Source organism: Paractinoplanes maris (assembly GCF_023544465.1).
Lineage (GTDB): Bacteria > Actinomycetota > Actinomycetes > Mycobacteriales > Micromonosporaceae > Actinoplanes > Actinoplanes maris.
The window spans coordinates 261027-286081 of the sequence record NZ_JALPVL010000013.1 but is presented as its reverse complement, the minus strand read 5'-3'; the positions used below and the strand labels follow the sequence as shown (position 1 = coordinate 286081).

The 25055-nt window shown below is 70.8% G+C and carries 24 protein-coding genes and 1 tRNA gene; 9 read left to right on the top strand and 16 right to left on the bottom strand.

Going from position 1 to position 25055, the window contains the following annotated elements:
• Window position 1: 1 nt before the first annotated feature.
• The 7 genes from NAG42_RS34525 to NAG42_RS34495 form a co-directional block, all read right to left on the bottom strand.
• Window positions 2-226: a DUF3311 domain-containing protein gene (locus NAG42_RS34525; protein WP_250036229.1), complete on the bottom strand. Its 225-nt coding sequence runs from the start codon at window positions 224-226 to the stop codon at window positions 2-4.
• Between the two features lie 144 nt (window positions 227-370).
• Window positions 371-1651 carry a glycoside hydrolase family 18 protein gene (locus NAG42_RS34520; RefSeq protein ID WP_250036228.1) on the bottom strand — a complete coding sequence of 427 codons (1281 nt, stop codon included), beginning with the start codon at window positions 1649-1651 and terminating at the stop codon, window positions 371-373.
• An 81-nt stretch (window positions 1652-1732) separates the two neighbouring features.
• Complete coding sequence (locus NAG42_RS34515; RefSeq protein WP_250036227.1) at window positions 1733-2836, bottom strand: bifunctional RNase H/acid phosphatase; 1104 nt, start codon at window positions 2834-2836, stop codon at window positions 1733-1735.
• Entirely contained in the window at window positions 2833-3567 is a 735-nt protein-coding gene (locus NAG42_RS34510; protein ID WP_250036226.1) for a zinc ribbon domain-containing protein, read from the bottom strand. Before NAG42_RS34510 ends, NAG42_RS34515 begins: the two co-directional genes overlap by 4 nt.
• Window positions 3564-4421, bottom strand: a complete 858-nt coding sequence (locus NAG42_RS34505) for a Nif3-like dinuclear metal center hexameric protein (RefSeq protein WP_250036225.1) — start codon at window positions 4419-4421, stop codon at window positions 3564-3566. Before NAG42_RS34505 ends, NAG42_RS34510 begins: the two co-directional genes overlap by 4 nt.
• A gap of 47 nt (window positions 4422-4468) precedes the next feature.
• Window positions 4469-4996, bottom strand: a complete 528-nt coding sequence (locus NAG42_RS34500; RefSeq protein ID WP_250036315.1) for a flavoprotein — start codon at window positions 4994-4996, stop codon at window positions 4469-4471.
• A 67-nt stretch (window positions 4997-5063) separates the two neighbouring features.
• Window positions 5064-6299 (bottom strand): helix-turn-helix domain-containing protein, encoded by a 1236-nt coding sequence (locus NAG42_RS34495; protein ID WP_250036224.1) that lies wholly within the window; start codon window positions 6297-6299, stop codon window positions 5064-5066.
• 240 nt (window positions 6300-6539) lie between these two features.
• Here NAG42_RS34495 and NAG42_RS34490 point away from each other — a divergent pair, with 240 nt between their 5' ends.
• A complete protein-coding gene (locus NAG42_RS34490) occupies window positions 6540-7202 on the top strand; it encodes a bifunctional DNA primase/polymerase (protein WP_250036223.1) in 663 nt (220 codons plus the stop codon).
• A 98-nt stretch (window positions 7203-7300) separates the two neighbouring features.
• Here NAG42_RS34490 and NAG42_RS34485 read toward each other — a convergent pair whose 3' ends face one another.
• Window positions 7301-7888, bottom strand: coding sequence for a helix-turn-helix domain-containing protein (locus NAG42_RS34485; protein WP_250036222.1), 588 nt, complete (start codon window positions 7886-7888; stop codon window positions 7301-7303).
• 50 nt (window positions 7889-7938) lie between these two features.
• Between NAG42_RS34485 and NAG42_RS34480 the strand changes: the two genes are divergently transcribed.
• Window positions 7939-8775, top strand: coding sequence for an NAD(P)/FAD-dependent oxidoreductase (locus NAG42_RS34480; protein WP_250036221.1), 837 nt, complete (start codon window positions 7939-7941; stop codon window positions 8773-8775).
• A 32-nt stretch (window positions 8776-8807) separates the two neighbouring features.
• Here NAG42_RS34480 and NAG42_RS34475 read toward each other — a convergent pair whose 3' ends face one another.
• Window positions 8808-9659: a hypothetical protein gene (locus tag NAG42_RS34475; RefSeq protein WP_250036220.1), complete on the bottom strand. Its 852-nt coding sequence runs from the start codon at window positions 9657-9659 to the stop codon at window positions 8808-8810.
• 202 nt (window positions 9660-9861) lie between these two features.
• Here NAG42_RS34475 and NAG42_RS34470 point away from each other — a divergent pair, with 202 nt between their 5' ends.
• Genes NAG42_RS34470 through NAG42_RS34460 form a run of 3 tightly spaced genes read left to right on the top strand, consistent with a single transcriptional unit; the run spans window position 9862 to window position 11627 of the window.
• Window positions 9862-10365 (top strand): DUF402 domain-containing protein, encoded by a 504-nt coding sequence (locus tag NAG42_RS34470; RefSeq protein ID WP_250036219.1) that lies wholly within the window; start codon window positions 9862-9864, stop codon window positions 10363-10365.
• A 24-nt stretch (window positions 10366-10389) separates the two neighbouring features.
• Window positions 10390-11022 carry a maleylpyruvate isomerase family mycothiol-dependent enzyme gene (locus NAG42_RS34465; protein WP_250036218.1) on the top strand — a complete coding sequence of 211 codons (633 nt, stop codon included), beginning with the start codon at window positions 10390-10392 and terminating at the stop codon, window positions 11020-11022.
• A 56-nt stretch (window positions 11023-11078) separates the two neighbouring features.
• Window positions 11079-11627 (top strand): hypothetical protein, encoded by a 549-nt coding sequence (locus tag NAG42_RS34460; RefSeq protein WP_250036217.1) that lies wholly within the window; start codon window positions 11079-11081, stop codon window positions 11625-11627.
• 176 nt (window positions 11628-11803) lie between these two features.
• Here NAG42_RS34460 and NAG42_RS34455 read toward each other — a convergent pair whose 3' ends face one another.
• Window positions 11804-12814: a zinc metalloprotease gene (locus NAG42_RS34455; RefSeq protein WP_250036216.1), complete on the bottom strand. Its 1011-nt coding sequence runs from the start codon at window positions 12812-12814 to the stop codon at window positions 11804-11806.
• Between the two features lie 19 nt (window positions 12815-12833).
• Window positions 12834-13142, bottom strand: a complete 309-nt coding sequence (locus NAG42_RS34450; RefSeq protein WP_250036215.1) for a hypothetical protein — start codon at window positions 13140-13142, stop codon at window positions 12834-12836.
• Between the two features lie 152 nt (window positions 13143-13294).
• Here NAG42_RS34450 and NAG42_RS34445 point away from each other — a divergent pair, with 152 nt between their 5' ends.
• Genes NAG42_RS34445 through NAG42_RS34435 form a run of 3 tightly spaced genes read left to right on the top strand, consistent with a single transcriptional unit; the run spans window position 13295 to window position 14922 of the window.
• Window positions 13295-13891 carry a UCP032817 domain-containing protein gene (locus NAG42_RS34445; protein ID WP_250036214.1) on the top strand — a complete coding sequence of 199 codons (597 nt, stop codon included), beginning with the start codon at window positions 13295-13297 and terminating at the stop codon, window positions 13889-13891.
• A 48-nt stretch (window positions 13892-13939) separates the two neighbouring features.
• Window positions 13940-14503, top strand: a complete 564-nt coding sequence (locus NAG42_RS34440; RefSeq protein ID WP_250036213.1) for an RNA ligase 1 family protein — start codon at window positions 13940-13942, stop codon at window positions 14501-14503.
• A complete protein-coding gene (locus tag NAG42_RS34435; protein ID WP_250036212.1) occupies window positions 14500-14922 on the top strand; it encodes a hypothetical protein in 423 nt (140 codons plus the stop codon). The genes NAG42_RS34440 and NAG42_RS34435 overlap by 4 nt, the downstream gene beginning before the upstream one ends.
• 488 nt (window positions 14923-15410) lie before the next feature.
• Here NAG42_RS34435 and NAG42_RS34430 read toward each other — a convergent pair.
• The 5 genes from NAG42_RS34430 to NAG42_RS34410 form a co-directional block, all read right to left on the bottom strand.
• Window positions 15411-15482 (bottom strand) — tRNA-Val (locus NAG42_RS34430).
• Between the two features lie 115 nt (window positions 15483-15597).
• On the bottom strand, window positions 15598-16062 hold the full coding sequence (locus NAG42_RS34425; protein ID WP_250036211.1) for a peroxiredoxin: 465 nt from the start codon (window positions 16060-16062) through the stop codon (window positions 15598-15600).
• Window positions 16063-16124: 62 nt separating this feature from the next.
• A complete protein-coding gene (locus tag NAG42_RS34420) occupies window positions 16125-16556 on the bottom strand; it encodes a DUF3052 domain-containing protein (protein ID WP_250036210.1) in 432 nt (143 codons plus the stop codon).
• Between the two features lie 98 nt (window positions 16557-16654).
• A complete protein-coding gene (locus NAG42_RS34415; RefSeq protein ID WP_250036314.1) occupies window positions 16655-18925 on the bottom strand; it encodes a thiamine pyrophosphate-dependent enzyme in 2271 nt (756 codons plus the stop codon).
• A gap of 115 nt (window positions 18926-19040) precedes the next feature.
• Window positions 19041-24341: a fibronectin type III domain-containing protein gene (locus NAG42_RS34410; RefSeq protein WP_250036209.1), complete on the bottom strand. Its 5301-nt coding sequence runs from the start codon at window positions 24339-24341 to the stop codon at window positions 19041-19043.
• A gap of 181 nt (window positions 24342-24522) precedes the next feature.
• Between NAG42_RS34410 and NAG42_RS34405 the strand changes: the two genes are divergently transcribed.
• On the top strand, window positions 24523-24927 hold the full coding sequence (locus NAG42_RS34405) for a YjbQ family protein (protein WP_250036208.1): 405 nt from the start codon (window positions 24523-24525) through the stop codon (window positions 24925-24927).
• Window positions 24928-25055 lie beyond the last annotated feature (128 nt).

Below are 25055 nucleotides of genomic sequence, written 5' to 3'. Positions count from 1 at the left end.
GTCACTTCCTCGTCGAGCGGTAGACGATCGTCGTGGTGGCCACGCCGACGAGGATGAACAGGAACTGGATCCAGTAGAAGGCCGGGAAGCCCCACAGCCGGGGGTCGTCGCGGTTGAACAGTGGTGTCAGCACCGGCAGCACAATGGGGATCAGGAGCAGCCAGTTCCACGGGCTGCGATCGCTGCGGGGTGCGGGCACCGCTTTCGGCGTTTCGGGGTCCGCCATCAGCCGTACCTCCTCGTAACTGTGGAGACGGTCACAGTCACGCTAACGACGCACCCCGGTCACAGGCGATCATCGTGCGCCGAGCGGCACGGGAACTGCGCCGAGCGGCGGTGCGCCGGATCGCGCACCGCCGCCGAGCCTGCGTCAGGGGGTCCAGAGGCCGGTCGAGACCGCCTTGGTCAGCGACGCGTTGGCGTCGTCGCCGTCGAGGGACCACATCATGGCTCCACCCAGGCCCTTGGTGCGGATCCACAGGGTCTTCTGCAGGAGCGCGGCCGGGTCGTCGTAGGTCCAGAACGTGGTGCCGTCGAAGAGCCACGCGTGACCCGACTTGAGGTCGCGGTAGGTCTTGAAGCCGGGCAGCGTCTTGACCGTCTTGTAGTCCTCCGTGCCGGCGGCGAACTTGCCGGGGGCGGCCCCCGCGGCCGGCTGGAAGAGGCCGTTGCCGCCGCCCGTCACGCCGGTCCAGCCCTGGCTGTAGTAGGGCAGGCCGAGCACCAGCTTCTTGCGCGGGGCGCCGAGCGAGAGCCACTTGTTGATCGCGACCTCGGACGAGAAGTCGGGGTTGTCCGGCGCGCCGGCCGGGACGCGCAGGGCCGACTGCTGGTTGGTCCGGGCCTCCCACGAGCCGTGGAAGTCGTAGCCCTGAACGGTGGCGAAGTCGAGGTACTTGAAGATCTTGCCCTCGAACCCGGCGTCGACCTTGACCGGCGCGGCCGGGAGGAAGGCGGTCAGGTCGTAGTGCTTCTTCGTCGTCCGGGACAGGGCGTCGAGCTGCTTGCGGAACTCCGCGGTCAGCAGGGTGAAGTTCTGCTTGTCCTCGGGCCGGATGATGTTGCCGACCTCGCCGGCCGAGCCGGGCCACTCCCAGTCGAGGTCGATGCCGTCGAGGATCCCGGCGGCCACCCCGGCGGGCAGGCCGGGCAGGTTGCCCTTGATCCACAGGTCCACGCAGGACGTGACCAGCTTCGAGCGCGAGGCGTCGGTGAGCGCGGCGTCCGAGAAGTACTTCGAGCCCGACCAGCCGCCGAGCGAGATCAGCACCCGCAGCTTCGGGTTCTTCTTCTTGAGCTCGGCGATCTGGTTGAGGTTGCCGGAGAGGGGCTGACCGGCGACGTCGGCGACACCGTCGACGCTGTTCTCGGCCGAGAACGGGGTCTGCCAGTCGGCCCAGGCGTCGGCCGAGGCGCAGAGCCCGTCGGCGGTGACCGGGCCGAACGCGTAGTTGATGTGGGTCAGCCGGGCCGCGGCACCGGAGTTCTGCACCTTGGCCAGCTGGAAGTCGCGGCCGTAGATGCCCCACTGCGTGAAGTATCCGACCTTGACGAACGGTTTGACGCTCGCTTGAGCGGGTGTCACGGCGGCGGTCGAGGCCACCGCGGCGACGGCCGCCACGGCTATGAGACGGCGGGTCAGAACGCGCATGAGCCCTCCAGGGGGCAATAACGTTGAAGAAAGTTTCCTAATTGAGGAAGCTAAACGTCTCGAACCCTGGAGGCAAGAAGGTCAGCGCAAGTGAGCCGTCTCGTTGACCGATCGCACGGCGATGTTGCCGTCCGGCCAGGCATCCATCGTGGACACCCCGGCCGTGTCGAGGTAGAGCCGATGCAGGAACGCGTCGGAGGCGGCCAGGGCGTCGCGCAGGATCAGCTTGATCGGCGAGACATGCGAAACCACGACGACAACCCCACCCGCGTACGTCTGCAGGACCGTCGCCATCGCCCCGCGCACCCGCTTGGCCACCGCCTGGAACGACTCGCCACCCGGGGGCGCGACGCTCGTCGAGCCCAGCCACGCCTCCATCTCGCGCGGGAACCGCTCCTGCGCCTCGGCGAAGGTCAGCCCCTCCCACGACCCGAAGTCCACCTCGATCAGGTCGTCGACCACCGTCACCGGCACGCCACCCACCTCGGCCGAGATCAATTCGGCCGTACGCACGCAGCGGCTCAGCGGCGAGCTGACGATCGCCGTGACGTCGCGCGCGATGCCCGCCACCCGGCCGCCGGCCGCCATCGCCTGCGCCTCACCCTCATCGGAGAGCGGCACGTCGCCCCGACCCGAGTAACGGCCCTGCTTGGTCAGCGTGCTCTCGCCGTGGCGGACGAGGATGAACCGAGTCGCGTCGTCGAGCGACGGCGGTGCCCACGATTTCGGGGCGGCCGGTGCGGCCGGAATGATCTCCCGGACGACGCGGTCGGTCACCGGCTTGCCCGCGGCCTCGTCCATCGCGCGGTTGGCCAGGGCGTCGGCCGCCTTGTTGCGCTCGCGCGGGATCCACTCGAAGGTCACCCGGCCGAGCCGGGCGACCAGCTGGGCCGCCTCGGCCGCCAGCGGGCGCAGCCCGGCGTTCTTGATCTGCCAGCGGCCGGACATCTGCTCGACCACAAGCTTGGAGTCCATCCGGACGTCGACCTCGGTGGCGCCCAGCTCGATCGCCGCCTTGAGCCCCTCGATGAGACCGGTGTACTCGGCGACGTTGTTCGTGGTGACGCCGAGCGAGCCCTGCCGTTCGAGCAGCACCTCGCCGGCGCTGTCGAGCACCACCGAGCCGTACCCGGCCGGGCCCGGATTTCCCCGGGACCCGCCGTCGGCCTCGACCGTGACCCTCATAGGCCGGACTCGGCGGTGCGGACCATGATGCGGCGGCACTCCTCGCAGCGGACCACGTCGTCGGGCGCGGCCGACTTGACCCGGTTGAGGTCGGCGCCGTAGAGCTCGATGCGGCACCCGCCGCAGCGGCCCGACCGGAACAGCGCGGCCCCCAGTCCGGACTCGGCCCGGATCTTGTCGTAGAGCCCGACCAGGTCACCCGGCAGGTCGGCGGCCAGCGGGGCCCGCGACGAGGTCTTGAACTCCTGCTCCTTGGTGATGTCGGCGACCGCCTCGTCCCGGCGGCGCTCGGCCGCCGTACGGCGCTCATTGGCCGCGTTGATCCGCCCCTGGACCTCGGACAGCGCGGCCTCGGCCGACTCGCGCTGCTCCATCAGCTCGAGCTCGGCGTCCTCGAGCTCGGACTGCCGCCGGTTGAGCGTGGCCATCTCGTGCTGCAGGCCCTCGATCTCGCGCAGCGCGCCGCCGGCGTTGAGCCGTTGCTGGTCGCGGTCCTTGCGGGTGCGGACCTGTTCGATGTCCTTCTCGAACCGGCTGATGTCGCGGTCGAGGTCGTCCACCGCGACCTGGGCGCGGACCCGCTCGTCCTCCAGGGCGGACAGCTCCCGCGCCACGGCTTCGATCTCGGCGAGCTCGGGCAGCGACTTGCGCCGGTGCGCGAGCTGGGCCAGGGCGGTGTCGACGGCTTGCAGGTCGAGCAATCGGCGCTGGGCTTCCGGCGAGGCCTTCACAGCAGGGGCTCCTTCTTTTCGGGTACGTCCCGGGCGTGCACTGTCCAGGGGTCGGTGTCCAGATCAGACACGGTGACGGCGGCGCCGAACTCCTCGCCGAGCCAGGCACCGACGTCGTCCAGCCACGGGCGCTCGGTCGCCCAGTGCGCGACGTCGATCAGCGCGGGTCCGTCCTCGGCGAGATGCTCGCTGGCGGGATGGTGGCGAAGATCGGCACAAAGGTACGCGTCGACGCCCGCCCGCGTCGCGTCGGCCAGGAACGAGTCGCCCGCGCCACCGCAGACGGCGACCGTGCGCAGCATGTGGGCCGGGTCGCCGGCGGCCCGGATGCCGGCCGCCGTGGTGGGCAGCCGGGTGGACGCGAAGCCGGTGAACTCGGCCAGATCCATCGGCTCGGCCAGCTCACCGATGCGGCCGATGCCCCGGCCCTCACCGGCGGCGGCGCCCGTGGCCGGGACGAGCGGGCGCAGGTCGCGCAGGCCGAGCCGGGCGGCGAGCGCGTCGGACACGCCCGGAGCGGCCACGTCGGCATTGGTGTGCGCGCTGTAGAGCGCGACGTCGTTGCGGATCAGCCGGTGGATGATCCGGCCCTTGTACGTGTCGGGCGCGATCGAGGAGACCGGCTTGAGCAGCAACGGGTGGTGAGCCACGATCAGGTCGGCCCGCACGGCGAGCGCCTGGTCGACCGTCTCGGGCACGCAGTCGACGACGCACATGATGTGGCGGACCGGGCGCTCGAAGTCGCCCAGCACCAGCCCCACCCGGTCCCACGACTCCGCCCAGTCGCGCGGATAGCGCCGGTCGAGGGCGTTCACCACGTCGAGGACGGTGGGTGCTGCGGCGGCATCGGTCACGGCCGACAACTCTATCGGGCCGCGGTCCCCGGACGGGCAGGACAGGCCTACGCCGGTTCCACCTGGCTGCCGCTGCTCATCGACACCGGGCTGCTGACCGCCTGCAAAGCACGCCGCCAGGGGAATTGGCCCCGAAACCGGTCGGTCTGTCCGGGCCCGCCCAGCCGGCAGACGTCCTCGCCGTAGAGCACGTGCACGCCCCAGTCGCGCAGCTTGGCGAGACTCTCGTGCAGTGCGGGGTGCAGGGCCATGACCTTGTTCGTGTACGGGACCACGGCCGTGGGCACGCCGTAGCCGTAGCCCTCGACCAGCAGGCCGAGCACGAGGGTGTCGGTGATACCGGCGGCCCATTTGTTGACGGTGTTGACCGTGGCGGGCGCGACGATCATCGCGTCGGCCTGCGGCAGCACGTCGGGGTCGCCGGGAGTCTTGTAATAGGTGCGTACGGGATGCCCGGTCTGCGCCTGGAGCGCGGCCACGTCGACGAACTTGCGGCCGTCGGGTGTCGTGATCACGCAGACGTCCCAGCCCTCCTGCTGGGCCAGACCGACCAGGATCCCGACGTCGCGGGCCATGGGCGAGCCACAGACCAGGACATACAGCACACCGCGCGGGTTACCGATCGTCACGTCCGGATCCCACTCATACCCCGACTCCCATCTGCTCGGCCAGCTCCGCGATCGGAGCCGGCGGAGTGCCCCGCGTCCGGCGGAGCACGTCGGAAAGAACCTCGTGTGCGAGCGGGCGGCAGCGGATCTCGGACGGGGCGAGCCGGTCGCCCTCGAGCAGCATCTCGCTGGCCTTCTCGATGTTGCCGATCTGCGTGTAACCGCGGGCGATGTCCAGGAAGTGGTGCGCCCGGCGCTCCGGCAACAAGGCGTTGAAGCCGACCACGTCGATCCTCTCGTGGGTGTCGACCGCGGCGCGGCCGTCACCCAGCTCGACCGCCGCGGCGCAGCGGTGCAGCTGCACGTTGGTCGGGCCGAAGCTCGTCCAGTAGTGGTTGAAGTCCCCACCGAGCTCGAGGGACGCCTGTTCGGCGCCGCAGAGCAGATCGCGGACGGTCGCGCTGTCGCCGATGCGGGCGGCCGCCATCGCCCCGTTGAGCAACAACATCCCGTACACCGAAAGCCGTTGACCTTTGTGCTCGGGCTCGAACGTGTGCGCGGGCGCCAACCGGTTCGCGATGTTGACATTGACCTCGAGCGAGGGCCGCACCCGGCCCAGGGCCAGCAGCGCGCTGCCCACCCGGAAGCTGGCCAGCCCGGCCAGCAGCTGGTCACCGGCCCGCTGGGACACGGCGATCGAGCGGTCGGCGGCCAGCCAGGAGAGCTCGTGCTCGCCGACCTTGCGCAGCGCCGACGAAGCGATCTGATAGACCTGGCCCAGCAGGTGGGCCGCGTCCTTGGCCTCGGCCCCGGTCGCATAGGCGCTGTCGGCCGCCTGGGCGTCCCGCAGCAGCTTGGGCAGCATGCGGGCCAGCACGCCGTATTTCGCGTGCTGATAGGTCAGCCAGGCGTGGCTCACCGCCTTGCGCATCTCGGCCAGCGGCGGCGAGTGTGGCACCGCCTGGAAGAACGCGCTCATCTGGTCATAACGCTCCAGAGCGGCGCGAATCTCCTCGACCTCGACCTGGTCGATGCAGTTCTGCGTTTCCGGCCGGCGCTCCACGTCCTTACCCAGCAGCAGCTGAACATCGACCTGGAGAACGTCGGCGATCTCGTAGACGACGGAGAACTTGTCGAGCCGGCGGACTCCCCGCTCCACCTTGTCGACCCAGCTCTTGGACTTTCCCAGCCGGTCAGCGAAAACCTGCTGTGACATCTTGCGTCGGCCGCGCCAATAGGCGACGCGGCGGCCGATCGGCAGCTCGTCCACGGTGCCTCCCCCGACTCACCGACGACCCCCGCCGGCAAGCCCTTGTGTCATCTGCAGTCTGACCCCTCCACGTCCGCGCATGTCGCACAGAGTGTGTGATCGCCTGCTTACCGATGCTCGTAGTTTTTGATGCAACTTGCAAAGGGTGGATCTGCCGGAACCAACGAAGCGTGTCGCACTTGGATACGGCGTCTCCGGTTGATATAGCACCGGACCACCTAGATCGGGGGTTATCGAGCTATGCAGTGGAGTACGCATCGACCGTTCGTACCGCCGGCCGCTCTCGATCGCCGGCGTCTGCGCCGGGCCGCGCTGCGTTACGCGGCGCACGGATGGGCGGTCACCCCGGGTGCGCGACTGACCGGTCACCGCTTCGCGTGCGGCCGTCCCGGCTGCCCGATCATGGCGTGCCACCCGGCGCTCGAGTCCTGGGAGGACACCGCGAGCGCCGACCCGGCCCAGGTGCGGGCCTGGTGGCGTCGCCGGCCGCACAGTGTGCTGCTGGTGACCGGCCGGACCTTCGACGCCCTGGAGGTGCCGGCCCGGCTCGGGCTGCGGGTGCTGGGCGCCGTCCGCCTCAACCGGCGGGCCGAGGCCTGCGGGCCGGTCGGCGTCACCGCCGCCGGCCGCTGGACGTTCCTGGTCGCGCCCGGGACGCCGCTGCGGTCCGAACTGGATCACCGGCTCGATGTCGTCCGCCACGGACTCGGCTCGTGGATCCCGGCCGCGCCCAGCCGGATGCCCGAGGGGCCGGTGCGCTGGGCGGTGCCGCCCGAGCGGACCCACTGGCAACTGCCCGCCGCCGAGGTGGTGCAGGACCTGCTGACCGACGCCCTCGGCACGGTCCGCGAGCCGCGGCTCACCGTGCCCCGGCAGCTGTCGACCGCGCGGCGCGGCGGGTGACGCGGGCGCTGTTGTTCGCCCGGCCACCGAGACGCGGCTGGATGTGGACGGCATATCGAATGACAACGTAGTGCTTCACAGCGTGACGGTCGAGTCACTCAAACGGATGAACTCTTCTTGGGGCGGGCCCGCACATGGATGCGGGCCCCCTGCCGGTCGAAGATCGACAGGAACTCGACCGCCTGGCCCTCGGCGCTGCCGAACCAGTGCGGCACCCGGGTGTCGAACTCGGCCGCCTCGCCCGCCGGCAGCACCAGGTCGTGCTCGCCGAGGACGAGGCGCAGCCGGCCGCTCATGACATAGAGCCACTCGTAGCCCTCGTGCGTCTTGGGATCGGGCTCCGGCGGGCGGCCGGCCTCGATGATGTGCTTGAACGCCTGCGGGCCGCCGGGATTGCGGGTCAGCGGCAGGATCGTCTGGCCGAAGCGGTGGATCGGACGGGCGTACACCCGGGGATCGCCCGTCGGCGGCGCGCCGACCAGCTCGTCGAGGGGCACGTGATAGGCCCGGGCCAGCGGCAGGAGCAGCTCGAGGGTGGCCTTGCGCTGCCCCGACTCGAGCCGCGAGAGCGTGCTCACCGAGATGCCGGTGGTGTCGGCCAGCGCGGTGAGCGTGATGCCGGCGTCGCGCCGCAACGCCCGCAGCCTCGGCCCGACCTCCCGCAGAACGTCCTCGTTGTTTGCCATCATGGCAAAGAAGTTTCTCAAATCCGGGGAATCGTGGCCACCATGAGGACATGACTCATGACGTGATTGTGATCGGCGGCGGACCGGCCGGGCTCAGCGGCGCGGTGGCCCTCGGGCGGGCGTTGCGCTCGGTGCTGGTGATCGACTCCGGCCAGGGCCGGAACGCCCCGGCCGAGGGCATCCACAACTACCTGACCCGCGACGGGATGAGCCCCGCGGAGTTCCGCGCGGCCGGGCGGGCCGAGGTGGAACGGTACGGCGGACAGGTGATCGAGGGCGAGGTGGTCTCGGCCGCGCCCGGCTTCGAGGTCGCTCTGGCCGACGGCTCGGTCCACCACGCCCGGCGGCTGCTGGTGACCGCGGGCGTCGTCGACCTGCTGCCCGAGGTGCCCGGGCTGGCCGAGCGCTGGGGCTCGACCGTGCTGCACTGCCCGTACTGCCACGGCTACGAGGTCCGCGGCCGGGCGATCGGGGTGATCGGGGCGCCGGACGACCCCAAGAACGACGACAAGGTGCGGCTGTGGAGCCAGTGGAGCCCGGACGTCCGCCTGCTCACCCTGGACGAGATCGCCGCGGTCGAGGACGGCGGCGTCCGGATGACCGACGGCCGTCTGGTGCCCCGCGACTATCTGGTCGTCACCACCCGGCTCGAGGCGCGGGCGGGGTTCCTGACGTCGCTCGGGCTCGAGGCGGTCGAGCACCCGATGGGCGTCGGCACCTACGTGCCCGCGGTCGACCCGACCGGGCGTACCGCGGTGGACGGCGTCTGGGTGGCCGGCAACATCGCCGACCCGATGGGGCAGGTGGTCACCTCGGCCGCCGCCGGTCTGATGGCGGGCGCGATGATCAACGTTGACCTGTTGCCGCCGGCTCCCGACAAGCCGTGATCACCTTGCCGCCGGCTCCCGGCAAGCCGTGATCACCTTGCCGCCAGCTCCCGATAAGCCGTGATGACCGCGGCCGTCCGCTCGGCCAGCTCGGGGCCGGAACCGGCTCCCGGCGCGGCGTGCTGGTCGGCCAGGCCGGTCAGCACGAGCTCGGCCTGCCGGGCGGTCTCGCCGATCTCGCGCTCCCGCAGGAACGCCTCGCCGGCCAGCGCGGTCCGGTCCAGGCTGCGCAGGATGCGGTTGGTCCGCACCCCGGTCTCTCGCCACAGCTGATCGGCGCGCTCGCGCTGGGCCACCAGGGCGTGCACGGCCGGGCTGTCGGCGGGGACGTCCTGCCGGCGTACGCCGGCGAGCTCGGCCCGCAGCCGGCGCAGCTCCTGCCGGCGCACCAGCAGGGCGCCCAGGTCGTCGAGGGCACCGGTCAGCGACCGGTCGGCCAGGTCGGGGTCGATCATGCCGGGGAGGGCGGGCCAGGTGCGGCGGATGCGACGGGAGACGCCGACGGCCCGCTGGAGGACGGCGCGCTCCTCGTCGGTGTGGAGCACGTGCACGCCGTCGCCGGCCGGGATCTCGAACGAGGCGGTCCGTGCGGCGCGGTCCTGGCGGTACCAGCGGGTGGCCACGACGGCGACGGAGGCGGCGACGGACAGCCACCACGGCACGCCGGCGGCGTAGAGAGCAGCGGAGACGAAGATCAACGAGAGGCTCAGGCGGGAGGCCGAGGCCAGGCGCGCCTCGCGGCTGACACCGCTCGGCTCGGTGGGGACGACCTCGGTGACCGACCCGGTGCGATGCCGGACGGCCCGGCCGGTGCGCAACCTCAGGGCGTACGGGGAAAGAACGGTCTTTTCGGCATCCATGCCGATGTACAGCTCCGCCGGCATGCGCCCTCCGCCTTCCGATCACGTTGCGGTCGCAGGGCGGGCCCGATCGCCGGGGGGATGCCGACCGGGGCCCGCCCACCGGCGGGACATCCCGCCGGCACTCTCAGCAATCGGTGATCGGAGGGCCGGGTTGAGAATCCGCTCGGGTGCGAACCGGGTGCCTCGGGCGCGTCTTCTCGGGAAGTCGTTGTAGCCTCGCCGCGTGGATCTGGTCGATCTGGTGCTGCGCAAGTTCGACGGGCGGCCGCATCGGCAGGTGACGGCCCGGCTGCTCGGCGAGGACGCGTACGGCATCTGGCTGGCCACCCCGCGCGGCACCACCGTCACCTACCACTACGGCACCCGGCCGACCGGGCGCACCAAGGTGTCGGCCGTTCGGTTGCTGCCGGCCGGGAAGTGGTGGATGGCCATGTTCCTGGCCGAGCCCGCGAAGCGGGAGGTCTACTGCGACGTGATCACGCCGTTGCGGTGGACCGGCGACGCCGAGATCACCGTGATCGACCTCGACATCGACGTCGTCCGCTACCGCGACCGCCGGGTCGAGGTGGAGGACGAGGATGAGTTCGAGCAGCACCGCCACCAGCTGGGCTATCCACCCGAGATCGTCGCCGGGGCGCTGGGCGGCGGGACCGAGCTGCGCGAGGCGCTCGTCCGTGACGACGAGCCGTTCGCCACGCACTACCGCAGGTGGCTGGCCCAGGTCTGAGCCGCCGGTGCGTAGGGTGAGCCGGTGACCGATCCCGTCCGGAAAGCCATCGCGCAGGAACGACACCGGGTGGCCGACCTGATCGACTCGTTGAGCCCGGCCCAGCTGGCCACGCCCAGCCTCTGCGGCGCGTGGACCGTCCAGCAGGTCGCCGGGCATCTGGTGGCCGCGGTCGGGACCCCGCCCGGCGCGATGCTCTCGGCGATGGTCCGCAGTGGATTCCGCCTCCACCGGGCCAATGCCCGGCTGGCCGTCACGACCGCCGCACAACCCGCGGCCGCGCTGGCCGACGCGCTGCGCCGTCACGCGACGGCCGGCTTCCGCCCGCCGATCGTGGGCTACCCGGGGCAGCTCACCGACCTCCAGGTGCACGGGCAGGACATGCGGCGGCCGCTCGGGCTGCCGCACGGGCTCGGCCTCGACCACCTGCGGATGTCGCTGGACTTCCTCACCGGGGGCCGGGCGGTCGGCTTCACGCCGCGCCGGCGGCTGGCCGGGCTGCGCCTCGAGGCGACCGATCTGGACTGGGCGTACGGGGCCGGCGCGGTGGTCAGCGGGCCGGCCGAGGCGCTGATGATGGCGGTGACGGGACGCGGTTCCGTGCTCGGCGAGATCGACGGCCCGGGCGTCCGCGTGCTGGCCGCCCGGATCCCCTGAGACCGCCCGTCCGCCACCGCCGAAAACTGTCGGAGGGTGGCCCTAGGGTCACGGCCATGAATGACACCGCCCTCCAGTCATCCCCCATCACCCTCGACCGCCGGCTCGTGCTCGGCGAGATCGATTACCAGGTCACCGCCTTTCCCACCGACGATCACCGCATCGACCTCTGCATCGTCAGCAGCGACGGCGACGGTCACGTGGTGAGCGAGATCAGCGGCGGCATCTCCCCGGCCGACCTGCCCACGCTCACCGATGTCCTCACCTCGACCCTGGCCGGCCTGACCGCCATGACCCGGGCCCGGCCGGCCCCGGTTCCCGCCGATCCCCCGCCCGACCGGCACGACCGCCACCCCAACCAGGGCGCCCGCTGGAGCCCGGCCGACGACGCACGCCTGATCGAGCGCCATCGGGCCGGCGCGCGCCGGCGCGACCTGGTGGCCGAGTTCGGCCGCAGCGCCGGCGGCATCCGGGCCCGGCTCGAGCTCCTCGGCGAGCTGTCACCCACCGGCGGTCCGCGGCCCGCGGGCACGGCCGGCGCCGGTGGCCCGGCCACCGATTCGCAGCCGGCCACCCTGGCGGCCCCGTCCGAGGCCGCCGGCTGAAAAGGTCGGTGGGGCCGGGCGCGGTGCACGCGCCCGGCTCCACCGGCGCCACCACATCCGGGGCGGGCTGTCGGCCAACAGCCGTCCCCGCGGGGTGACGCGCCGGCGCGGTGACCGGTCGCCGGCGGGCGTGGTGCCCGCAAACGGTCGTTGCGCCGGCGCCGTCTCTCGCGGCCCTATCGGCCGCCGGCCGGCTGTGTTTCGGCCGGCTGTGTTTCGGTCGGCTGTGTTTCGGCCGGCGGTGTTTCGGCCGGGTCTGTGCCGGTCGGGATCAGGCCTTGGCGTGGGCCGGCCAGGCATGCCTCGACCCGGAGGATCTGCCCGTGGGTGAACATCACCATCGCCGCGTCGTCGGTGTAGTCCATGTAGTTCACAAACATGTCGCCGTCCGGCCCGTTGTTGCAGGTGATCGACGGGAAGGCCGGCGTGCCGAAGTTCTGGCCGGCCTGGTTGGGGGTGTCCGACACAAAATCGGTGCCGCTGCAGCCCGTGCCGTCGTCGCCGCCGATGTGGAAGAGGTTGAGCCAGTGGCCGATCTCGTGGGTGGTGGTCCGCCCGAGGTTGAAGGGCGCGGCCGCCGTACCGGTCGTGCCGAAACCGGTGTGGGTGATCACCACACCGTCGGTGGCCGGCGGCCCGCCGGGAAACTGTGCGTAACCGAGCAGACCGCCGCCGAGCTGGCAGACCCAGACGTTGAGATACCGGTCGGCCGGCCAGGCGTCGGCGCCGCCGCGGGCGGTGAACTTCACCGCCTCGTCGTCCGAGAAGGAGCGCTCGCCGGTCCGCCGCCGGGTGACGCCGTCGGTCGGGTTGCCCTGCGGGTCGACGCTCGCCCGGCGGAACTCGAGACGGGCGTCGGCGACCAGGCCCTGCCACACCTTCGGCACATTCTTGACGTCGGCGTTGATCGCGCGGAAATCCTCGTTGAGCACGGCGATCTGACTGTCGATCTGCTCCGCCGAGACGTTCTGCTCGTCGGTGCTGTGGACGACGTGGACCACCACCGGCACGATCACGACCTCGGTCCGCGAGGGCTGATCCTGCCCGGTGGCGTAGGCGAAGGCGAGGTTCTCGATGGCGGCCCGGTTGAGACGGTAGTTCAAGCTTTCGTTGAGCAGCCGGCGGTGCACGTCCTCGCTGCCGCAGCGGCGCCGTGCCGGTGTCTCGACGATGTCGGCGGTGTCCATCGGGCCTCATCTCCTCGCGCTATTTGCGGATCTTCAGCACCTGCTCGTCGTGCGCGACGATGTGCAGCACGCGGGTCCCGGCGCCGGCCCGGACGCGGACGGCGTCTCCCTCTCCCCGCTCCCAGCTGCCCCGGCTGGCGGTGGCCCGGTCGGCCGCCCCGGCGGCGTATTCGACATAGCCCCCGCCCGGCCGCAGCTCGAAGCTGGGCCGCGGCGCCCGGCTGGGCGGGAACGGAAAGTCGGCGGGCCGATAGACGGCCTGGTCGGCGGTGTCCTCCTCGAAGGACCGATACCACCGCCGCAACAGATCCGGCGATATCTCGGGCATCCGGCATCCTTCCGGCGGTGCTTCACGTGTGCTTGTGTGGAGGCCAGGGTGACAGCATCACCGCTGGTGACGCGGCAAGGGTCCGTGATCCGACACGACCGGCGGACGAACGTCCGATGACCCTTGCCGAGGGCCGGGCGCACCCTCGGACGATGAGCTGGCACCGCACCGCCCACCGGCTCGACGCGATCAACACCTTTCGTTTCCCGGCGCTCGTCCGCCAGCGCTTCGCGTCCGAGCACGACACGTTGTCCCAGGCCGGTCTCGACCAGATCGAGTCGGCGACCCGCCAGTGGTTCCGCCTGACCGCCCGCCACCCCCGGGCCCGCCCGGCCATGCCGTCGTCGGCGGCGCACGCCCTGTGGCGCGAGCTGTCCCGGCAGTCCACCGACTACGCCGCTTTCACCACGCGGGCGTTCGGCCGCCCGTTCCCGCCCGCCGACGACCGCCCGCCGGCCGGGCTGGCCGAGACGTTGAAGCTGGCCCGCGAGGACGAGGGCGGCGGACCGGCCACGCTGCCGCTGCTGTTCCGCGTCGACCAGCAGGTGGCGTTCCCCGGCGGCCACCGCTATCTGGCCGACTGCGGCGGCCGCGGCACGTGCCACGACCTGCCCGGCGCCCTGTGCCTGCAACACGCCGGAGGCACCGGCCGCCTCATCCGCGGCCGCAACACCTACGGCCCGCTCCCTCCCGGCAGTTCCTCTCCCGGCGGCGGCTGCGGAGGTGGTTGCGGGGGTGGCGGCATGTGACTCGACACCGGGCGAAAACCGATTGAGTCCGGTGCGACGATCTAGCGCATGAACAAGATTCCTACGCTGTTCCTGCGGGACCCCGACAACCGGAAGCGCCTGCTGGACGAGGTGCACCCCGGCTGCCGATGGGTTCTTGACGGTGAAGGAGTCGCGACCCGCAAATACGACGGCACCTGCGTGCTTCTCGACGAGGACGGCGTGTGGTGGGCCCGGCGCGAGGTGCGGCCCGCGCGCACCCGGCCGCCGGGCTACCGCGCCGTGATGACCGACGAGGTCACCGGCAAGACTGTGGGCTGGGAGCCGATCGCGCAGTCGGCCTACGCCCGCTACCACGACGAGGCGCTGGCCACCGAGCGCCGCGCGTTCAAGCCGGGCACCTACGAGCTGATCGGGGTCAAGGTCAACGGCAACCCCGAGGGCGTACGCGGTCACGCCCTCGTCGCCCACGCCGAGGCCGACCGCTTCGACGTGCCCCGCGACTTCGCCGCCCTGCGCGACTGGCTGCTGGCCCACCCCCAGTACGAAGGCATCGTCTGGCATCACCCGGACGGCCGCCGGGCCAAGCTCAAGCACCGCGATTTCGCCCAGGCCGCGATACTCACGGTGTGAACCTTTCCGCCCGCCCGCAGTTCGCCCGCACCATCCTGGCCGGCTACATCGGCGGCTCCCTCCTCACCGACGGAGTCGCCGACGTAGCCGGCGGCGACCCGTGGGGCTGGCTCTGGGTGACCTTCGGCGCCGCCGCCTTCGTCTTCCTCCTGCAGCACCTACGCGAGCAGGCCCTACGAGGCATGAACCGCCCCGGCGCCGCCTGGTCCCGCACCGACACCGCCAACGTCGCCTTCCTGGCCGCGCTGACCGCTCTGATCCTGATCAACACCCGCGCCGACAACACCATCCAGCCCGCCGAGGCCGCAGCCTGCTACACAGTGGCCGCCATCTACATAGCCTTGATTCTCGACTTCGCCCTACAACGCCGCCAGACCCTGCAAACCTCCGCGCCCCAAAGCGCCCCGCTCCCGTCCTGACCTGCGCCCATCCCGCCCGCCCGGCAGCGCACCAGCCGGCCCTCCGAACGCCATAAGCGAAGGCCGTCGTGGCTCAGCGCTCCGGGACGCAGCGCGGATTCCAGCGCGTCGGCGCAGGGAGGGCACTCCCCATTCGACGGCTCGACGGCTCGACGGCTCGACGGCTCGACGGCTCGACGGCTCGACGGCTCGACGGCTCGACGGCGAAGCCTGCGGCCCGAACAAGCGCGAGTCTCAGCACAACGCACAGACCAGGGCGCGGCTCGACACGAAAGCGCGCCGGCCAAGCGAGGCTCAGCACGCGAGCGCGGCGAAAGTGCGCCGACCATGTGTCGGTCATTGCCAAGGGTGCCGAGGGCCGACGCGAGCCGCGAGCGGACCACTCACCGCGCACTCGCACCGTGGGGTTTCCGGGGGCTCGGCCCCCGGAGCAGGAATGACGAGGCGACACGTCCGCGCACTCCGCGGACACAGTGAGCCCCGACTCGTGGGCGCGGTAGGTTTCGAACCTACGACCCCTCGCTTGTAAGGCGAGTGCTCTCCCACTGAGCTACGCGCCCGGCTTCGGCTGCGCCGGAGTGGTCATCGTACCTTGCCCGATCTCGCCCTCCGCGAGGTGTGAGACCGGCCTGGAGTGGTGAGCTCCCAGCGGAGATCGGCCGCCGGCGCGGAGGCTCAGGCCGGCAGGGCGTCCAGGGCGGCACGCCAGGCTTTTTGGTCTCGGGGCTCACCCGGGCCCTGCATCTCGGCGAAGCGGATCACGCCGTCGCGGTCGATGAGGAACGTGCCTCGGTTGGCCATGCCGCCTTCGGTGTGGAAGACGTCGTAGGCCTGGGCGACCTCGCCGTGCGGCCAGAAGTCGGCCAGCAGGGGGAAGTCGAAGCCCTCCTGCGTCGCCCAGACCTTGTGGGCGTAGACCGAGTCGACGCTCACCGCCAGAACCTGGACCGCGTCGTTCTGGTAGTCGGTCTGGTTGTCGCGGATCTCGGTCAGCTCGCCCTGGCAGGTGCCCGTGAACGTGAACGGGTAGAACACCAGCAGCACCGCCTTGCGACCGCGGAAGTCGGTCAGGCGTACGACCTGGTTGTTCTGGTCTTTCAGGGCGAACTCGGGCGCTGTGGCACCGACGGCGAGCGGCATGGGCACAACCCTAACCGGGTCGGCGTCCTGACGGACGCCGACCGGTGGTGGAGGGCAGTGAGCTACTTCTTCTTGTTGCCCCTGGGGGAAACCAACCGGGCACCGGTCCAGTCCTTGCCCGCGTTGACCGTCGAGGTCTGCTGCAGGCCGGCCGTGGGGGCCGACTCGCTGATCTCGCTCGGTTCGACGTGGTTGTCCCGGCCCGCCTTGGGGGTCAGCAGCCACACCACGCCGTTGTCGGCGAGGGGGCCCAGGGCGTCGGTGAGAATTTCGAAAAGGTCACCGTCACCGTCGCGGTACCACAACAGCACCGCGTCGACGACCTCGTCGGTGTCTTCGTCGACCAACTCGCCGACACGTTCGGTCAGGGCGTCACGGAGGGCCTCGTCGACATCGTCGTCGTAGCCCATCTCCATGACCACCATGTTCGGCTCGAAGCCGAACCGGTCCGCCAGGCTGCGTACGCCGTCGGCCTGACCAGCGGTCGCGCTCACTGTCTAAGTCCTCCTAGCTGTCGATTCGGGGATAAACCTTGGGGTAGTCCACACACTCCCGGCCCCCAGCGCAAGTGGCGCACCGGGTGTGTGGCAATTTACCGTGCCAGCAGGGCGTGGGCACCCTGTGTGATGGCATCTTCCCCTACCAGCACATGCTCTGCTGCCGGACCCAGCGGAATCAGTGAATCGGCCGATGCGATACGGCGGGCCGCTCCGACGAAACCACCGTCCACCAGGGCCGCCAGCACTCCTTCGCCGACGCCGCCGGATCGGCGCGTCTCGTCGACGATGAGCACCCGGCCGGTCGCGGCCGCTTCGCGGACCAGATCGTTGACCGGCAACGGGTTCAGCCAGCGGAGGTCCACTACTCGGGATCCGTAGCCCTGCTCGGCCAGCCGGGCCGCGACCCGCAGCGACATGCGCAGACCGTTGCCGTACGTGATGATGGTCAGATCCGTGGCGTTGCCGACGGGGTAGGTGCGGGCGCGGCCGATCGGCACGTGCTCGCCGGCCCAGGCGCCGGGGCCCGAGTACGGCGCCAGCCATTCGTTGTCGCCCTGCTGGTAGAGGTCGCGGGTGTGGTAGAGCGCGATCGGCTCGAGGAAGACGCAGACCGTGCCGTCGGCCGCCGCCGAGGCCAGACAGGACCGCAGCATCGGCGCCGCGTCACCGGGCCGGCTGGGCACGGCCAGCACCAGGCCGGGGATGTCACGCAGCACAGCGACCGAGTTGTCGTTGTGGAAGTGGCCGCCGAAGGCCTGCTGGTAGGCGAGCCCGGCGACGCGCACGACCATCGGGTTGCGGTAGGCCCCGGACGAGAAGAACGACATCGTGGCCGCCTCGCCCCGCAGCTGGTCCTCGGCGTTGTGCAAGTAGGCCAGGTATTGGATCTCGGGCACGGGGAGCCGCCCGTCGAGCCCGGCCCCCAGGGCGAGCCCCAGGATCGTCGTCTCGTCGAGCAGGGTGTCGAAGACCCGCTCCTCGCCGAACCGCTCCTGCAGGTGTTTGGTGACGCCGTAGACGCCGCCCTTGCGCCCCACGTCCTCCCCGAAGACCTGCACGCCCGGGTGGTAGGCCAGCGCGTCGGTCAGCGTCGCGTTGATCGTCTGGGCCAGGGTGAGCGGCCCGGACTGCTCGGGCAGCTTGCCGCCGAAGGCCCGGGAACGGGCAGCGGCGCCGGGGCCGAGGGCGCGCGAGGCGACCTCGGTGATCTCGTGGGCGGCGCGCAGCGGGCGGCGCGGGGCGAGCGGGGCGACGATCTCGGCGACGGTGGCGAGTTTGGGCTCGCCGAGCACCTCCTCGGCCACTTTGCGCACCTGCCAGCCGACCTCGTCGTACCGGGTGACCACCTCGTCCGGCCCCAGCAGACCGGCCTCGACGAGCAGCCGGGCCGTGCCGATGAGCGGGTCGCGGCCCAGGTCATGGCCGATCTCCTCAGCGGAGCGGTAGGCGACCTCGGCGTCCGCCCCGGCGTGTCCCATGAGCCGTACGGTGGACAGGTGGAGCACGGCCGGCCGGCGCTCCCGCCGCACGTAGCCCACGGCCTCGGTCGCCGCGTCGTAGGTGGCGGCCAGATCACAGCCGTCGGCCGCGCTGTACCGTAGTCCGGGACGCGACCCGAGCATGGCCGCCAGCCATCCGTCGGGCGTGGGCACGCTGATCCCCAGGCCGTTGTCCTCGCAGATCAGGAGCAAAGGCAGCCGTACGCCGGAGTGCTCGAACCAGCCGGCGGCGTTCAGCGCCGCCGTGGCCGTGGCGTGGTTGGCCGAGGCATCGCCGAACGACGCCACGGCGATCGCGTCGCGCACCCACCGGCTGTCCGGGCGCGGCCGCGACAGCGAGAAGGCCAGCCCGACCGCCCGGGGCAGGTGGGAGGCCACCGTGGAGGTGGTCGGGATGATGTTGAGGTCGGCCCCGCCGAAAACCTTGTGTCGGCCGCCGGCGATCGGCTCGCGGGCCGAGGCGACCACGCCGCGCAACACGTCGCGGGCGGCGTCGGTCAGGTTTTTGGCCCGCGCGCAGAAGAACGCGGCCGACCGGTAGTGCAGCAGGGCGGGGTCGGTGGGCAGCAGCGCGGCGGCGACGGCCGCGTTGCCCTCGTGACCGGACGATCCGATGGTGTAAAAGCCCTCGTTGAAGCTGCGCAGCCAGCGGGCCGCGAGGTCGAGGTGCCGGCTGGCCAGCTGGGCGTCGAAGAGCTCGAGGGCCCGGGCGCCGGTGAGCGCCGAGCCGTCGCGGACGGGGTCGCCGGGGGCGCGGCGGTCGCTGGGCGGGGCGAACGCCGACACCGCTTCGCGGAAGCGCTCGTCGAGGTTCTGCGGGGTGGTCACCAGACCAGCATTACCGACCGGGGCGAGCCCCGCCATGCCGGAATCGGCCCGGCCGCCGGTCGGTGGCCTTTGACGTGCGGCGATCACCGAATACACGGAACGGGCCGGACGGGAGATCCCGTCCGGCCCGGACTGTGCTGGCGCTACCGGCTCAGAGGCTGGGCTGCACCGTGGTGCTCACTGTCTTCCACCGGACGACGCCGGTGTTGCCGTACAGGCCACCCGCGACAATCGTGCGGGCCGAGCCGACGGCCACCCCGCTGATCGTCACTGGCACGCTGAACGCGCCATTCGCATTGGTCACCGCGGTGGCCAGCGAGTGGGGTCCCGGATAGATGCCGATGGTGATCGCCGTGTTCGGGGCGAACCCGGTGCCCGAGACTGTCGTCGTGGCCCCCAGCCGCACCGGCGACCCGGCCGAACTGGTCAAGGCACCCACCGTGGCCGGCACTGTGGAAGGCATCGCCGGGGCAACGGCCGTGACCGCCACGACCGGAGCGCTGCTACCCGGCGTCGATACCGCACCGTGGATGCCGTTGGCCACGACGGTGACCGTGTATGTCGTACCCGCCGTGACGCCGGTGATGGTGCACGAGGAGGCGCTGGCCCCTACGGAACACGTCAGCGGCGACGTGCCGCCGGTCGCCGTGGCCGTGAAGCCCGAGACCCCGCTGCCGGCGTTGCCGGCCGTCCACGAGACCCCGAGAGTCAACGCGCCGGCGACGGCCCGCACCTCTGTCGGCGCCTGCGGAGCCACGCTGGGCGTGACGTCGACCGCCGTGCTCGGCGCTGAGTAGCCGCTGGCTGCCCGGCCCTGAGCAGTCACAGTGACTTTGTACGGCGTCCCGTTCGTCAGTCCCGAGATCGGGCAGGTCAGCTCGGTCGTGAAGCAGAGTCGCGATCCGATCGATCCGCTACTGGGTGTCGCCGTGACGGTATAACCGACCACACCGTCGCCGAGGAAGGCCGGAGCCGTCCAGGTGACGGTTGCCCCGCCGTTGCCGCCGGTGGCAAGCACTTCCCTCGGGCTGGACGGCGCACCCGCGGTGGGCCGCACCCGGGCGGACTGCGCGCTGACCGGCGACGTGCCGAGGTCGCCGGTTCCGACGGCGACAACGGTGACCCGGTACGACGTCAGATTGTCCAGCCCGGTGATGACACACTCGGTGGACGTGCTCGTGCAGTACGCACCACCCGGCGTGGCCACGGCCCGGTAGGACGCGACCCGGTCGGCCCCGTACTGAGGAGCGGCCCAGGAGACGGCGATCTGCTGGTTACCGGCGGCCACGTCGACGCTGCCGGGCCGGCCGGGGGCCTGCGGAACGATCATTTCCGAAACCGGGCTGAACGCCGAGTCCCCGGCGCCGGTCACGCCGTTCGCCTGCACCCGGAACCGGTACGGCTCGGTGGCCGTGAGGCCAGTGACCGCGCAAGAGGTGGCACTGCTGCCTGCTGCGACGGCACAACCGTGGCGTCCGGGCACCGACTCGACGGTGTACCCGGCGATGCCGGCGCCGGCGCTGGGTGCGGTCCAGCTCACGACCACGGCGGTGGAGCTGCTCCCAGGCACGACCGTCGGCCGCTCCGGAGCGTCCGGCACACCCACCAGGATCGGCTGGGCCGAACTGCCCCCCGAGACGGTCCGATCGGCCGTGCCGATCGAGGTGACCGCGAAGGTGTACTCGTCGCCGCTGGTCAGGCCGGTGAAGATGCAGCTCAGGCCGGACACGTTGGTGCAGTTCTGGGGCGTGACGAGCGCGGGACTCGAGGTCACCGTGTAGCCGACGACCGGACCACCGGTGGCCGGGGCGGTCCACGTGACCCGCACCGCGTTCGCGCCGGCCAGCGTGACAGTCGGGGTGCCCGGCGCCTCGGGAGCACGCATGTCGACCACGTCGCTGACACCGCTGTCGGCCGTCGCGCCGCCGATCCCCTTGGCGGTCACCACGAACGTGTACGTCTCGGTGAGGCTGAGCCCACCGAAGTCACAGGTCAGGAGGCTGACGTCTTCGCAGGCGAAGGCCGTGATCGCGTTGTTCGGGTCGCCCTCCGCATAGGCGCTGACGGTGTAACCGGCCACGGGTCCTGCACCGGCCGGAGGAGCCTTCCAGGTCAGCTTGACCGTGCCGGTCCCGGCGTTCGTGTCCACCGCGGTGATCTCAGCGGTGGGGGTTCCCGGAGCGTTGGGCTTGTTCGGAATCACCGACTCGCTCGTCGCCGGTGCACCGTCGCCGAGATCGTTCTCACCAGTGACGGTGAAGGTGTAGTGCGCCGTCGTGGTCAGATTGGTGAACGGGCACTCCAAGTCGTCCGCCGGCGTGACCTCGCAGTCCGGCCGGCTCACTCCGCCATCGGTCGAATTCGCCTCGACCGTGTACTTGGTGACCACTACGCCTTCCGGCGCCTCCGGCCAGGTCACAGTCACGTTGCCCGGGATCGAGGTGACCTCGGCGTTCACGCTGGCCGGGGCGAGCGGCTTGCCCGGAACAAGCGGGTCGCTCGGCTGCGAATTCTTGTCGCCGGCGTCGTTGGAGGCGACCACCGTGAAGGTGTATGTCTTGTCCGGGCTGAGCGCGGTGACGTCGCACTCCGTCTCGTTGGCCAAAGCCTCACAGTCGGTGCCCGGCAACGCTCCGGGGTCGGCCGAAGTGGCCGTCACGGTGAAGCCGTCGATCGCACCACCTGTGGTCGTGGCAGTCCAGGACACCGTGGCCTTGCCCTCCGCGTCGCTCAGCGCGACGCCCACGCCGGTCGGAGCGCTCGGAACGTCCGGCACGATGGCCGCGGTTGGGCTTGCCGACGAAGAGCCGGCCGCATTCTTGGCCGTCACTACGAACCGGTACTGCTTGTCCTTCTCAATGCCCTCTGAAAGCGTGCACTCGGTCTGGCTCGCCGTGCGAGTGCAGAGGGTCGCCGGGGTGCCGCCGTTCGGCGACGTGCCAGTGACCTCGAAGCTGTCGGCCGTGCCGCGGTCGATAGGGGCTGACCACCTGACCTTGACCGAGCCGGGCGCGTCCGTGACCAGGGCGGCAGTGACGCCGGTCGGCTCGCCGGGCGCGTCCGGGATGAGCGCATCGGTCGGGTCCGACAGGACGCCCGGGCCCAGCACGTTGACGGCCTGCACCGTGAAGGCGTATTCCTCGTCCAGGTCCAGCGCCAGCATCGTGCAGCTCAGCGCCTCGCCGGGAGCAACTGTGACGGTGCAATCTTCATTGCTCGGTGCGTTGCCACCGTTACCTGTGTCTGAGCTCACCACGTAGCTGGTGGGCGTGCCACCGCCGGTCGGCGCGGACCAGGTCACCTTGATCCGGCCGGGCGTATTCGGGACCAGCTCGGCCTCGACGTCGGCCGGGATGCCGACCACATCGGGGACGATCGGATCGGTCGCGTCGGCCGGGACCGTGCCCAGGTCGTTCTTCGCAGCCACGACGAACGTGTACGTCTTGTCAGAGTCGAGAGTGGTGAAGTCCGCCGTGAGCAGGTTGCCGGCTATCTCCACCACCGCCGGAGGCGTCAGATCGTCGGTCGAAGAGGTCGTGATGATGTATTTGTCCACCGCGGCACCCAAGGGAGCCGTCCAGTCCAGGGTCACGTCGCCAGGGCTATTTAGAGTCACCGTCACCCCGGTCGGCTTGCCGGGCTCGCCCGGCACGATCGCCGGCGTGGCGGCCGCCGAAGTCGTGTCCACTAGGTTCTCCGCGACGACCGTGAACTGGTAGGTCTTGGTCGCTTGCATGCCGCTGAAGGCGCACTCGAACACGGTGGGGCCGACCTCGCACGGGTTTACCGTGGGCAGCGTTCCGCTGTCTGACGTCGTGGCCGTCACTTTGTAGCCCGCGACCGGGCCACCGCCGATCGGCGGACCCCAGGTCACCAACACGCTGCCCTCCGTGGCGCCGATTGCCGCGACGACGTTGTCCGGCGTGCCCGGTGCCGCAGGGATGATCGGATCGCTGTCGGCGGAGGCCGTCGCGCCGAGGTCACCGACCGCGGAGACGGTGAACTTGTACTCGACGGACGGCGTCAGACCGGTGATCTCGCACTCGGGAGCGGTGAGGCTCGTACCGCACAAGGGGTCCTTCGAGCCCAGCGCACCAGCGCTCTGCGGGGCGACCGTTACCGCGTAGTTGGTGACCGTGCCGCCGCCGGATCCCGGGTTCCAGGTCAGCTTCACCGCGCCCGAGGTGCCCTCGACCAAGCTCACTGCGGGCTTCGACGGCTCGGCCGGAAGCTGCGAGATGACCGGGGGCGCACTCCAGCCCGATGTCCTCGCGCCGGCCGTGTTGGTGGCCGTCACATTGAACTGGTAGGACTTGCCGTCCTGCAGACCCGTGAAGTCGCAACTGAAGACGTCCCCCGCCACCTCGCAGGGTGGCGTCGGCGTCGCTGCCCCGAGGTCCGGAGAGAACCAGTCCACCGTGTAGGTGTCCACGTCTCCACCGCTTGCCGGCGGGTCCCAGTAGACCGTAGCCGCGCCGGCGGCGGTCAGCTCCACGCCCGGCGCGTCAGGCACAGCCGGCATACCCGGAATGACCGGGTCGGATGGATCGCTGGCCACGGAGGGTGAAGCCACCACCTCGCCTCTGGCCTTCACCGTGAACGTGTAGGACTTGGCCGGGTTCAGGTTGGTGACCTGGCAGGACGTGTCATTCGCGCCGACGGTGCAACCGGTGGACGTGACGCCGTCGGCCAGAGAGTAGACGGTGAAGCCTGTGATCGTCGGACCACCGACGGGCTTCACCCAGGACACAGTCACCTTGTCCTCGTCGTCGACGGTCAGGGTGGGCTTGCCCGGAGCGGTCGGCACCCCCGCGATCTTCGCGGTGGACGATGGGCTCAGCGTCGAGCTTCCACTGCTGACGGTGCCGTTGGTGACGCCGATGGCGGTCACCCGGAACGAGTAAGACGTCCCCGGGGTCAGGTTGTCGTATTCACACGACGTACCGATCACCAGGTCCGCGCAGGTTCCGGTCAGCCCCGTGGCCGACGGCGTGACCCGGTAAGCGGAAATCGAGGAGCTGTTGCTCGGCGCCGCCCAGGTCACGGCCATCTTGGTCGGGTCGGATCCGTAAGTCACCGTGGGCGCCGCCGGAGTGACCGGCGGTCCCGGCCGGGCGGTCGCTGTCGCAACCGAAGGATCCGAGCAGTCAGTGTCGTTGCCGACATTCGGGCAGACGATGACGCTCGCCGTGTACTCGAGGTTCGAGGTGAGACCGCTGAAGGTACAGGTGTTCGTCGGCGCGTTGACGTTGCATGTGCCGCCACCGTTGTCGAGAGTCACCCGATACCTTGTGACCGTTCCGCCCGGCGTCTGCGGCGCGGTCCAGTTGACCACGAGTTGCTTGCGCCCGGGCAGTGCCGTCACGTTCTCCGGCGGCGCCAAGGCCGCCGCGGCCGGCAATGGATTCGCTAGGACCGTCCCGGCGGACACCAGGACGGCCGCGGCCGTCATGGCCCATCTCGAGATTCTCCGCCGTTGTCGCGGCGCCCTTGCTTGCACTGCACACCCCCGCGTTTCGATACCGCTTGCCTTCCAACAAGGTAGTCATTTCAGGGGTAAATGAGGCTGAAACGGGCCAATAGGGCTTCACCCGGAGGGCGCCTGGTGCTAGAGCGGCTGGCAGACTCCACCCATGCGCTCTGAAGTGATCACGTTCCGGACCGGTAACCGTCCTGTCGTGCGGGACATCACCGCAGAGGCGGCCAGGTTCGTCGAGTCCGAAGCGGACGGGCTCCTGAACGTCTTCGTGCCGCACGCCACGGCCGGCCTCGCGATCATCGAGACCGGCGCCGGCTCGGACGAGGATCTGCTGGCCGCGATCGACGAGCTCCTACCCACCCAGGACAAGTGGCGGCATCGGCACGGGTCGAAGGGGCACGGCCGCGATCATGTGTTGCCGGCCTGGATCCCGCCGTTCGCGTCACTGCCCGTCATCGACGGCCGCATCGCGTTCGGGACCTGGCAGTCCATCTGCCTGGTGGACACCAACGGGGACAATCCGGAGCGCCAAGTAAGGTTCACGTTCCTGCCCGGTTAAATTCGGCCTGCCCGGCTGAGCGGGATGAGGTTACTGGTCAGTACGTGTGGCACGGATCGCGTACCCGGACGGTAGGCGTGACGATGCGCACGGCGAAGGGGCAGGATGGAGTTACACCCGCGCGACTC